Origin of the sequence: Salmonella bongori NCTC 12419, assembly GCF_000252995.1 — a bacterium.
Classification (GTDB): Bacteria; Pseudomonadota; Gammaproteobacteria; order Enterobacterales; family Enterobacteriaceae; genus Salmonella; species Salmonella bongori.
This window is the reverse complement of sequence record NC_015761.1, coordinates 1,330,328-1,342,059: the sequence shown is the minus strand read 5'-3', so window position 1 is coordinate 1,342,059 and position 11,732 is coordinate 1,330,328. Positions and strand designations below refer to the sequence as shown.

Below are 11,732 nucleotides of genomic sequence, written 5' to 3'. Positions count from 1 at the left end.
AGATCAACAACAAGCCGGGTATGTGGTTAACCACAATAGAGCTCTCCCCGTCTCGATTTTTACACTGTAAATCATCGACATTTTTTATTCATTACATATGGACCAACATCGTGACAAATGTGTCACTGTTGGCAATGTGGACGGGAATCACTATGGATAACAGTAAACGGCAATTCCTCCAGCAACTGGGCGTCCTGACCGCTGGCGCCTCGTTGGTTCCGCTGGCGGAAGCGAAATTCCCTTTTTCGCCTGAGCGGCATGAAGGCTCTTCGCACCACCGCTACGCCATGCTTATCGACCTGCGACGTTGTATCGGTTGTCAGTCCTGTACCGTAAGCTGTGCGATTGAAAACCAAACGCCGCAGGGTGCGTTTCGCACTACGGTGAATCAGTACCAGGTCCAGCTGGAGGGAAGCCCGGATGTGACAAACGTGCTGCTGCCGCGCCTGTGCAACCATTGCGATAACCCTCCCTGCGTGCCGGTCTGCCCGGTGCAGGCCACCTTTCAGCGTGAAGACGGCATTGTGGTGGTAGACAACAAACGCTGCGTCGGCTGTGCCTACTGTGTACAGGCATGTCCTTACGACGCACGGTTTATCAATCATGAAACACAAACCGCCGATAAATGTACGTTTTGCGTCCATCGTCTGAAGGCCGGGTTGTTACCTGCGTGCGTGGAGTCGTGTGTCGGCGGCGCACGCATTATTGGCGATCTTAAAGATCCCCATAGCCGCATCACCAAAATGCTTCATCAACACCGGGACGCTATCAAAGTATTAAAGCCGGAAAACGGCACGTCGCCCCATGTTTTCTACCTGGGGCTGGATGACGCCTTTGTTACCCCATTACTGGGCCGCGCGCAGCCCGCGCTTTGGCAGGAGGTCTGAATGACGCGTTTACTCATTATTGAAGAAGTGCTGACTCACCCGCAGGAAATAAGCTGGCTACCGTGGGCGGTACAATATTTCTTTTTCATTGGCATCGCCGCCTGCGCCGCACTATTCGCCTGCTCTCTTCACTGGCGGAAAAAAGACGCCGCGCCAGAAGAAAATCGGGCCTTACTGATTGCCATTACCTGTGCGATTACCGCCCCGCTGGCGCTGACAGCGGATCTCCACCAGACCGCGCGCGTCTGGCATTTCTATGCCTGGCCAACCCCCTGGTCGTGGATGCCCTGGGGAGCCTTATTCCTGCCGCTGTTTACCGGGTTTCTCGCCCTGTGGTTCCTTGCGCAGCACATGAAACGGTTACTGCACAAAAGTTACAACGTCACTAAGTGGTTAGCTTTAGCCAGCGCGTTTTGCGCGGTGGGTTTGCTGATTTATACCGGTCGAGAAGTCTCTGTTGTAATGGCGCGCCCAATCTGGTTTAGCTACGCCTTTCCTGTGGTGATGTTTCTTAGCGCTTTACAGGCCTTCTTCGCACTGATGATTGCCGCCGCCCGACGCGACTCTGTAAGGCTGCCAAAAATACTGTGGGGACAAATATGGGCGCTGGCGGCGCTGGGTCTGGTCGTTGCCATGTGGGTCAGCGGTGACACCCTTTCCGGTACGGCAATCCGTCAGTGGATGACTGTCGCCCTGTCAGCCAAATATTACGCGGTCGGCTGGCTGGTACTGTGGGTATTAACACTGATGTTCTGTAGCCTGACGCTACACCATCCCTTATCACAACCAAGCCGCATCCTGCTGGTTCTGAGCGCGCTGGCGCTATGCTGGCTGATGCGCTGGACCTTACTGATCCAGGTACAAACCGTACCGAAATTCAATGCGCAATTTAACCCATACTCATTGCCAGGCGGAACGGATGGCTGGCTTGCGATTATCGGCACCTTCGGCCTGTGGGTAGCGCTGCTGATTATTATTCGTGAAACGCTGAATGGGCTCACCAGGAGATTACAACATGGCTAATTTAACCCGTCGTCAGTGGCTAAAAGTCGGTCTCGCCGTCGGTGGGATGGTCACTTCTAGTCTGAGCTACCGTGATGTGGCGAAACGCGCCATTGATGGCCTGTTAAACGGGACGTCCGGCAAGATAACGCGCGACCGCATCTTTGGCAATGCATTAATTCCGGAGGCACAGGCACAAACGCACTGGCAGCAAAACCCACAACAAACCATCGCCATGACGCAATGCTTCGGATGTTGGACACAGTGCGGTATCCGCGCCAGGGTTAATGCAGACGGCAAAGTGATACGTATTGCCGGCAATCCGTATCATCCCTTGTCACAGGAACACCCGATCGCTCCCTCCGTCCCTTTTAGCAAAGCGATGGAACAACTGGCGGGAGAAAATGGTCTTGACGCCCGTTCGACCGCCTGCGCGCGCGGCGCCACGCTACTGGAAAGTTTGTACAGCCCGCTCCGGCTACTTGAACCAATGAAACGCGCAGGGAAACGCGGAGAAGGAAAATGGCAGCGTATCAGCTTTGAGCAGTTGATTGACGAAATTGTGGAAGGCGGTGACCTGTTTGGTGAAGGCCACGTGGACGGGCTGCGCGCTATTTATGCGCCGGATACGCCAATCGACGCAACGTGCCCAGACTTCGGGCCGAAAACCAATCAGCTACTGGTTACAAATACCAGCGATGAAGGCCGCGATGCTTTCCTGCGCCGTTTTGCGTTAACCAGCTTTGGCAGCAAAAATTTCGGTGCACACGGCGCCTACTGTGGACTGGCTTATCGGGCAGGCTCCGGGGCGCTAATGGGCGATCTGGATAAGAACCCGCATGTTAAACCCGACTGGGAAAATGTGGAATTTGCGCTCTTTATGGGCACCTCCCCGGCCCAGTCCGGCAATCCGTTTAAACGTCAGGCACGCCAGTTAGCGAGCGCGCGGCTGCGTGAGAACTTTCACTATGTCGTAGTAGCTCCCGCGCTGCCGCTATCAACGGTGCTGGCCGATTCTCACGGTCGCTGGCAGCCTGTCCTGCCGGGCAGCGATTCGGCGCTGGCGATGGGGATGATCCGCTGGATCATAGATAATCACCGTTATCATGCTGATTATCTGGCGATTCCCGGCATACACGCGATGCAGCAGGCCGGAGAACACAGTTGGACCAACGCCACGCATCTGGTGATTACCGATGAGCTGCCGACGCTGGCCGGACAACACCTGACGCTGCGGCATCTCACGCCCGATGGCGAAGAGACCCCCGTCGTGCTTAATACCGACGGCGAGTTGGTCGCCGCGTCCACTTGCCGACAGGCACAGCTTTTCGTGACGCAGTACGTTACGCTCGCCGACGGCCAACGGGTCACGGTGAAGAGCGGTTTACAACGGCTGAAAGAGGCGGCAGAAAAGCTCTCATTGGCGCAATACAGCGAACAGTGCGGCGTGCCGGAAGCGCAAATTATCGCGCTGGCGGAAACCTTTACCGGTCACGGACGTAAAGCGGCAGTCATCAGCCATGGCGGCATGATGGCCGGGAACGGGTTTTATAACGCCTGGTCGGTCATGATGCTTAACGCGCTCATCGGTAATCTCAGCCTGTCGGGGGGCGTCTTTGTCGGCGGCGGCAAATTCAACGGCGTCAGCGATGGCCCTCGTTACAACATGAGCAGTTTTGCCGGGAAAGTAAAACCATCCGGGTTAAGCATTGCCCGTAGCAAAACCCCTTACGAGGCATCGAAAGAGTATCGCGATAAGATTGCCGCCGGACAATCCCCTTATCCAGCCAAAGCACCGTGGTACCCCTTTGTGGCCGGCCAGCTTACCGAACTACTGACCTCCGCGCTCGAAGGCTATCCTTACCCGCTTAAAGCCTGGATTTCCAATATGAGCAATCCGTTTTATGGCGTTCCAGGCCTACGCGCCGTCGCGGAGGAAAAACTAAAAGACCCACGCCGTTTGCCGCTCTTTATCGCGATAGACGCCTTTATGAATGAAACGACGGCGCTGGCTGACTACATTGTCCCGGATACGCATAACTTTGAGAGTTGGGGCTTCACGGCCCCCTGGGGCGGCGTAGCCAGTAAAGTCACAACCGCCCGCTGGCCGGTTGTCGCCCCCGCGACCAGCCGAACCGCGGACGGGCAGCCTGTCTCGATGGAAGCATTTTGTATTGCCGTAGCGAAGCGTCTCCACTTGCCCGGGTTTGGCGACCGGGCGATAACCGATCCGCAGGGTAATACCTTCCCGCTAAACCGGGCAGAAGATTTCTATCTGCGTGTAGCCGCTAATATCGCCTTTATGGGTAAGTCCCCGGTCGCTCAGGCAAATCGGGAAGATATCACCCTGAGTGGCGTAACCCATATTCTGCCGGCAATTCAGCAAACGCTTAAACCTGATGAGGTCAGTCGCGTGGCGTTTATTTACTCTCGCGGCGGTCGGTTTGCGCCAGAGGACAGCGGCTATATGGCGCAACGTTTGGGTAACGCCTGGGAAAAACCCTTACAGGTCTGGAATGCGGATGTCGCCGCTCACCGCCATGCGATTACCGGAGAGCGTTTTAGCGGCTGCCCGATCTGGTATCCGGCGCGTTTATCAGATGGCCGATCCATTGACGACCTGTTTCCCGTTGGGCAGTGGCCGCTGAAACTGATTTCATTTAAATCGAATACTATGTCCAGCGCAACGGCGGTGATCCCGCGCTTGCATCATGTGAAACCCGCGAATCTGGTGGCGCTGAATCCGCAAGATGGCAAGCGCTACGGACTGCAACATGGCGATCGGGTACGGATTACTACGCCAGGCGGGCAGGTCGTAGCGCAAATCAGTTTATTAAAGGGTGTAATGCCCGGCGTTATTGCCATCGAACACGGGTACGGGCATCGTGAGATGGGCGCAACGCAGCACTTTCTGGACGGCGTGCCTATGCCATATGATCCGCAAATCAGCTCAGGCATAAACCTTAACGATTTGGGTTTTGCCGATCCAACGAGAACCGTTACCAATACCTGGCTCGACTGGGTTTCTGGCGCGGCAGTACGCCAGGGACTCCCGGCAAAGATCGAGCGTATATAATGTCCTGAGCCGGAGAACGACTTTCTCTTATTTCGTCGATGATAGCGACAGATAAGCGAGCGCTGTCCGGCTTCTCCTTTTGTGACGCTATGTCTCTTCCCCTCTTCCACCTGCTTTTCACGGCTTTTATGCGACACGCGCAGATTATGGTGTTAATACCCTCAACAATAGTAGTCATAATATATATCCATATTGGATAGTCACTGAATCGTGTAAGCCCAACTAATTTAAGTTTACGCCGCTATATTACAGCGAAGATCTATGACCGGTCTCACAAAATTATTTAACCTCTTTGCAAGCACTTAATATTTAACGTATTGGCTGCGTTTCTATTTAATTACATTTTTTTGGGATTACTTCCGGTTCACCGCATAATCTGTGATTGAATTCACCGCATGACAACATCGCCATAAATACAATTCAACGCATTACCCGGAGGCGATATGTTTAAAGAAGAAAGACGTCATGCCATCATTAATTTACTGATAAAGAATAATAGTGTTAGTGTCAGTAAACTTTCAGACCTTTATAAGGTGAGCCAGGAGACTATTCGTTCCGATCTGCGCTATTTTCAGAAATCCGGTATGCTTCAGCGGTGTTATGGTGGAGGAATTTTAAACCGAGATGCGCTTAGTAAGCTTATCACGGAAAATAAGATCGATATTTCCAGCACTATCGCCACACCAACCCACCAGGATGCCAAATTACGCCGGGAAAGCTCAAAAAAAGCAGGCAAGGTATGTGTCCTGGGGTCGTTTAATATTGATGTTTCAGCAACCGTGCCGTGGTTCCCGCAAAGTGGAGAATCAATCCTTGCCAGTCAGTTTGGATTCTATCCTGGCGGTAAAGGGGCCAACCAGGCTTTAGCCGCCAATAACGCCGGCGCGGCGGTACATTTTATATTTAAAGTCGGTACAGATCAATTCAGCGCATTTGCCATAAATCATATTATTCAATCCGGCATTACATCCTATAGCGCTTATCAAACGGATAAAGCGCCAACTGGCAGCGCATTAATTTATGTTTCCTCCGCTGATGGCGATAATATTATCGCCATATATCCCGGTGCCAATATGATGCTGACCCCTCAAGAAATTAACGAACAGCACCGCTATATTACAGAATGCGATGTAATGCTAATGCAACTTGAAACCAACATTGAGGCTCTTATTGAATTCATTCGACTAGGTAAAGAAAAAAATAAAACAATCATTCTGAATCCTGCCCCTTATACAAAACAGGTGACACACTTATTATCCGATATTGACATCATCACGCCAAATGAAACTGAAGCCTCTTTTTTATCAGGCGTGACTATTACCGATATTAATGATGCCAAAAAAGCCGGAAATATTATTCTACAATCCGGCGTGAAAAAAGTCATTATTACCCTTGGCGCTCGCGGTTCACTGTTCTGTGACCATGCCAGAACGTTATATATTCCTGCATGGAGCGCCGTGGTTAAAGATGCCGCTGGCGCTGGCGATGCCTTTAACGGCGCATTAGCCGCCGCGCTGGCACGGCAAGCAGACCTGATAGCCGCCATTCAATATGCCTCCGCTTTCGCTTCTCTGGCGGTGGAACATGTAGGCGCGTCGAGTATGCCTCAGCATTTACAGGTTTTACATCGTATGCGTACTCAATCTAACAAAGTTATTAACATTAATTAACAGGTGACCTAATGAGAACTTTATTTATTGGTGAGTCATGGCACATTCATATGATTCATTCCAAAGGTTTTGATAGTTTTACATCGAGCAAATATGAAGAAGGTGCTGATTATTTACTGTCCTGCTTACGTCATGCCAATATAGATGTAGACTATATGCCAGCGCATATTGTTCAGACCCAATTTCCACAAACTGTCGAGGCGTTAGCCTGCTATGACGCGATTGTTATTAGTGATATTGGAAGCAATACCTTTCTGTTACAGAACAGGACGTTTTATAATAGAGATATTATTCCTGACGCATTAAGTCTGATCACGGATTATGTCGCCAATGGCGGTGGTCTGTTGATGATCGGCGGATATTTATCTTTTACAGGAATAGAGGCGAAAGCCAATTACAAAAATACTATTCTGGCGGAGGTATTACCGGTCGACATGCTGGACGTAGATGACCGCGTAGAATTACCGCAGGGATGTCAGGCGGTAAATACAACAGTAGATCATTTTATTACCCAACCATTTAGTGAATGGCCACCGCTATTGGGCTATAACAAGTTTATCGCCAAAGAACATAGTCATACTCTTGCTGAAATCAATGGCGATCCACTGTTGGTTATGGGCCACTATAAGCAAGGAAAAGTATGCTGCTTTGCCAGTGATTGTTCGCCACATTGGGGAAGTCCACAGTTTTTGCAATGGGAACATTACGCCACATTCTGGTGTAATGTACTGCATTCTATAAAAAAATAACTCATTCAGGCGAACATACGTTTTGCCCTGCCCGGTGACACATTGAGTAATAAAGAATATGAATGATACCTATCTCTATGGCGAAATATTTTCTGAAAGCATACTGACGAGTTATCGGATTTATGGTGACAGAAATTCATTACTGACACCGCTAATTATTCTCCATGGCGGCCCTTCTGGCGGCTTTGATTATTTATTAAATTATCGTCATCTGGCTGATGACGGGCGCATGGTCGTATTTTACGATCAATATGGTTGTGGGCGTTCAACGCACTTCCCACATGCCGACGCCTCTTTCTGGACGATTGAGCGTTACCTCCGTCAATTAACCCTGTTAATTGACCATCTGAGCATTGGGCACGATTATTCGATACTGGGACATTCGTGGGGCGGGATGCTTGCCGCAGAGCACGCCTGCTTGCAGCCTGCCGGGCTTCGCGGCACGATATTAGCCAGTTCACCAGCCAGTATTTCCCTATGGCAGCAGGAAGCCTTACGGCTTTTTAAGACGCTCTCGCCGATGTCCGATGACGATATACAAGAGCGTATTATGCCCGCCGTCATTTATCAAAATCCACCGGAACAGCTTGTCGCTTACTATGCCAGACATGTTTATAGCCTGACGCAAGAAGCCGTACATGTTCAACGATCTAATGCGCAGTTCGCCGCTGACCCTACGGGTTACCACCTGTTATGGGGAACCAATGAACTGGCGGCGAATGGAAAACTCGCCAACTGGGATATAACGTCCCATTTACACCAGATACGTTGTCCTGTGCTGGTACTACGTGGAGAAAACGATCAGGCAACCGAGCATGTCGTCTCTCCTTTTACCTTACATATTCCAGACTGCCGCTCGGTCACTATTCCCGACAGCAGCCATAACCCGCATGAAGAAAATATCGCGCCCTGCCTCGCAGCGGTAAGTGAGTTTTTACGCGACCTGGCATAAATTGCCATTAAGGTATTTATCATGAAAAAAGTCAAAAAACTGTCCCTCACCGATTTAGTGCTTTATGGCCTGGTGTTTATGGTGCCTATCGCGCCTGTTTCTCTCTATGGCGTCGTTTATAATCTTTCACACGGTATGGTTGCGCTGGTTTATATTATTGGCGCTATCGCGATGTTTTTTACTGCATACAGCTACTCGACATTATCGCAGCATATTTCATCGTCGGGCTCGGCTTATGCATATGCCGGGGTATGCATTAATCCTGCCATAGGTTTTCTTACCGGATGGATATTGTTGCTGGATTATCTTTTATTTCCTACGCTGGTTGCAGTGCTGGGCGGTGTTGCGGTCCACGCTATTTTACCGCAGATCCCGGTCTGGGTCTGGCCGCTGATTTACGTAGCTATCGGCACCGGAATAAACTATCTCGGAATACAGCAAACGGCGAAATTTGATAAGTTGCTGGTTTTTATTCAACTCGGTGTCCTGGCAATCTTTGTTCTGCTTATTGTACGCCTGATAATGACGGACAGTAGTCAGATAACCCTTTCCTTCCGACCTTTCTTCGATTCACAATGGTTCACGCCAGGGCTCATCGCGACGGCGATTTCTGTGGCTGCGCTGAATTTTCTCGGCTTTGACGCTATCAGTACATTAAGTGAAGAAAGCGAAGGCGGCGGCCACGCTGTCAGTAAAGCGACGCTTCTGGCATTAATCCTGGCGACGGTGCTGTTTATTATCGTTGTGGCGTTTGCGGCATTCGCCACCGGCAACGTCGAGCGCTTCGCGGAAGGTAATGCAACGAATGAAGCCTTTTTCACTATAGCCGGTAACATTGGCGGCATGTGGCTCAAAGTCGCATTCTCTATCATTGTGGCGTTTGTCTGCGCCGTCGGCAACATAATTACTGCGCAAACGGCGGTATCCAGAGTGCTATTTTCCATGGGACGCGACCGCATGTTGCCCGCCTTCCTCGCGCACGTCCATACCACGCGTAAAACGCCGGATTACGCCATTTTGTTCACCGGCGGCGTCACCCTGCTGCTCAGCTACCTTTTTTCCGGCAAGATCGAATCCATTTCTACCCTTGTGAACTTTGGCGCGCTCTTCGCTTTTTTTGTGGTGAACCTGTGTGTGTTTATCCTGTTTAATTTTCGGCTGAAAGCCCAGCGACGTATTTTTGCCCATATCATATCGCCAGTCATGGGTATGATAGTGATAGGCTACGTCTGTTTAAACATGAATATTCATGCGCTGATTCTCGGGATTAGTTGGTCGGCAATCGGAATAGCGATTCTTTGCTATCGAAAAGCACACAACCAAAACATCGCCATCGACCTGGAAGGGAAAAAGCTACTCGACTGACAACATACGCAACACCCCTCTTCGTTGCGCAACGCCGCCCGATGGTCGGTCGGCGTCCTCGCCAGTCTAATCATAAACATAGTGATAACAAATTGTTGTGGATCTGCACAGATGTTTTTTGAAACAGCGTTTTCATTTTCCTTTTATGTAAATTTCAGCGTATAATGCGCGCCAATTGTCTCTTGAATGGTTTCAGCGCATTGGACTGTAAAACTCAACGACTCACATTATCCCCCTTCCGTTGGGCTGAAACACGAGCACACATTCCTCTGCACGCTTTTTCGATGTCACCTATCCTTAGAGCGAGGCATCATCACTTTAGCAACACAGGCTTAGCTTCCGGGCCGTGCGCGCCTGAAGCCAGATTTCCATATCCTTCTCAACTTAAAGACTAGACTGTCATGAAAAAGACGAAAATTGTTTGCACTATCGGTCCGAAAACCGAATCCGAAGAGATGTTAACCAAAATGCTGGACGCAGGCATGAACGTGATGCGTCTGAACTTCTCTCATGGCGATTATGCAGAACACGGTCAGCGTATCCAGAATTTGCGCAACGTAATGAGCAAGTCCGGTAAAAAAGCCGCTATTCTACTTGATACCAAGGGCCCAGAAATCCGCACCATTAAACTGGAAGGCGGCAACGACGTTTCTTTGAAAGCGGGCCAGACCTTTACTTTTACCACCGACAAATCTGTGGTCGGTAATAATGAAATTGTCGCCGTCACCTATGAAGGCCTTACCTCCGATCTCTCCGTTGGCAACACGGTGCTGGTTGACGATGGTCTGATCGGTATGGAAGTCACCGCTATCGAAGGCAACAAAGTGATTTGTAAGGTGCTGAACAACGGCGATCTGGGTGAAAACAAAGGCGTTAACCTGCCGGGCGTTTCTATTGCACTGCCAGCACTGGCGGAAAAAGACAAACAGGACCTGATTTTCGGTTGTGAGCAGGGCGTTGACTTTGTTGCAGCGTCTTTTATCCGTAAGCGTTCTGACGTTGTCGAAATTCGTGAGCATCTGAAAGCTCACGGCGGCGAAAACATTCAGATTATCTCCAAGATTGAAAACCAGGAAGGCCTGAACAACTTCGATGAAATTCTCGAAGCGTCCGATGGCATCATGGTCGCACGTGGCGATTTGGGCGTAGAAATCCCGGTCGAAGAAGTCATCTTCGCGCAGAAGATGATGATCGAAAAATGTATCCGCGCCCGTAAAGTCGTCATTACCGCTACCCAGATGCTGGATTCCATGATCAAAAACCCACGTCCGACCCGTGCGGAAGCGGGTGACGTTGCAAACGCCATCCTCGACGGTACGGATGCTGTTATGCTGTCTGGCGAATCTGCGAAAGGGAAATATCCCCTGGAAGCCGTGTCTATCATGGCGACCATTTGTGAACGCACCGACCGCGTCATGAACAGCCGCCTGGACTACAACAACGACAGCCGTAAACTGCGCATCACGGAAGCGGTATGCCGCGGCGCAGTAGAAACCGCCGAAAAACTGGAAGCGCCGCTGATTGTGGTCGCCACCCAGGGGGGCAAATCCGCTCGCGCCGTGCGTAAATACTTCCCGGACGCCACCATTCTGGCGTTAACCACCAATGAAGTCACTGCGCGTCAGTTAGTGCTGAGCAAAGGTGTGGTATCGCAGCTGGTGAAAGAAATCAATTCTACTGATGATTTCTACCGTCTGGGCAAAGAAGTCGCCCTGCAAAGCGGTCTTGCCCAGAAAGGCGACGTTGTGGTGATGGTCTCCGGCGCGCTGGTTCCAAGCGGCACAACTAACACCGCCTCTGTTCACGTACTGTAATAATTCTTGTGTGAATTAATTTGTTTAAAAAAGCGCCCTCACGGCGCTTTTTTTATTTTATCGATAGCCGCTATTAATAAAAAATCAAATCGGATTTTACTATCCAATCACGGATTATCTAAGAAGAATCCGATGGAAGCCCCCTGTTTTCTTTCGGTTTTTTAGGGACTTTTATGCTTTTCGATGCTTCTTTGAGCGAACGATCAAAAATAAGTGC

General features: G+C 50.5%; 9 protein-coding genes. All 9 read left to right on the top strand.

Annotated features, from left to right (window positions below):
- Positions 1–152 precede the first annotated feature (152 nt).
- The 9 genes from ttrB to pykF all read left to right on the top strand — a co-directional run bounded on the left by ttrB (position 153) and on the right by pykF (position 11,515).
- The gene (ttrB, locus tag SBG_RS06355) at positions 153–887 is read left to right on the top strand and encodes a tetrathionate reductase subunit TtrB (RefSeq protein WP_020844137.1); all 735 of its coding nucleotides are present in this window, start codon (positions 153–155) and stop codon (positions 885–887) included.
- Positions 888–1,910 carry a tetrathionate reductase subunit TtrC gene (gene ttrC, locus SBG_RS06350; RefSeq protein WP_000197497.1) on the top strand — a complete coding sequence of 341 codons (1,023 nt, stop codon included), beginning with the start codon at positions 888–890 and terminating at the stop codon, positions 1,908–1,910.
- On the top strand, positions 1,903–4,965 hold the full coding sequence (ttrA, locus tag SBG_RS06345; RefSeq protein ID WP_000002383.1) for a tetrathionate reductase subunit TtrA: 3,063 nt from the start codon (positions 1,903–1,905) through the stop codon (positions 4,963–4,965). Before ttrC ends, ttrA begins: the two co-directional genes overlap by 8 nt.
- Positions 4,966–5,408: 443 nt before the next feature.
- Positions 5,409–6,635, top strand: coding sequence for a PfkB family carbohydrate kinase (locus SBG_RS06340; protein WP_000471827.1), 1,227 nt, complete (start codon positions 5,409–5,411; stop codon positions 6,633–6,635).
- Positions 6,636–6,646: 11 nt separating this feature from the next.
- Positions 6,647–7,384, top strand: a complete 738-nt coding sequence (locus SBG_RS06335) for a glutamine amidotransferase (RefSeq protein WP_001259475.1) — start codon at positions 6,647–6,649, stop codon at positions 7,382–7,384.
- 58 nt (positions 7,385–7,442) lie between these two features.
- Positions 7,443–8,336 carry a proline iminopeptidase-family hydrolase gene (locus tag SBG_RS06330; protein WP_001000498.1) on the top strand — a complete coding sequence of 298 codons (894 nt, stop codon included), beginning with the start codon at positions 7,443–7,445 and terminating at the stop codon, positions 8,334–8,336.
- 21 nt (positions 8,337–8,357) lie between these two features.
- Positions 8,358–9,701, top strand: a complete 1,344-nt coding sequence (locus SBG_RS06325) for an APC family permease (protein WP_000756078.1) — start codon at positions 8,358–8,360, stop codon at positions 9,699–9,701.
- Between the two features lie 164 nt (positions 9,702–9,865).
- Positions 9,866–10,096, top strand: a complete 231-nt coding sequence (ynhH, locus tag SBG_RS23550; RefSeq protein WP_420802493.1) for a protein YnhH — start codon at positions 9,866–9,868, stop codon at positions 10,094–10,096.
- A gap of 6 nt (positions 10,097–10,102) precedes the next feature.
- Positions 10,103–11,515 carry a pyruvate kinase PykF gene (pykF, locus tag SBG_RS06320; RefSeq protein ID WP_000751451.1) on the top strand — a complete coding sequence of 471 codons (1,413 nt, stop codon included), beginning with the start codon at positions 10,103–10,105 and terminating at the stop codon, positions 11,513–11,515.
- Positions 11,516–11,732 lie beyond the last annotated feature (217 nt).

Coding starts and splice junctions, on each gene's coding strand:
- ttrB (WP_020844137.1), top strand. CDS start 153: ATGGATAACAGTAAACGGCAATTCCTCCAGCAACTGGGCGTCCTGACC.
- pykF (WP_000751451.1), top strand. CDS start 10,103: ATGAAAAAGACGAAAATTGTTTGCACTATCGGTCCGAAAACCGAATCC.
- SBG_RS06335 (WP_001259475.1), top strand. CDS start 6,647: ATGAGAACTTTATTTATTGGTGAGTCATGGCACATTCATATGATTCAT.
- SBG_RS06330 (WP_001000498.1), top strand. CDS start 7,443: ATGAATGATACCTATCTCTATGGCGAAATATTTTCTGAAAGCATACTG.
- ttrC (WP_000197497.1), top strand. CDS start 888: ATGACGCGTTTACTCATTATTGAAGAAGTGCTGACTCACCCGCAGGAA.
- SBG_RS06325 (WP_000756078.1), top strand. CDS start 8,358: ATGAAAAAAGTCAAAAAACTGTCCCTCACCGATTTAGTGCTTTATGGC.
- ttrA (WP_000002383.1), top strand. CDS start 1,903: ATGGCTAATTTAACCCGTCGTCAGTGGCTAAAAGTCGGTCTCGCCGTC.
- SBG_RS06340 (WP_000471827.1), top strand. CDS start 5,409: ATGTTTAAAGAAGAAAGACGTCATGCCATCATTAATTTACTGATAAAG.
- ynhH (WP_420802493.1), top strand. CDS start 9,866: ATGCGCGCCAATTGTCTCTTGAATGGTTTCAGCGCATTGGACTGTAAA.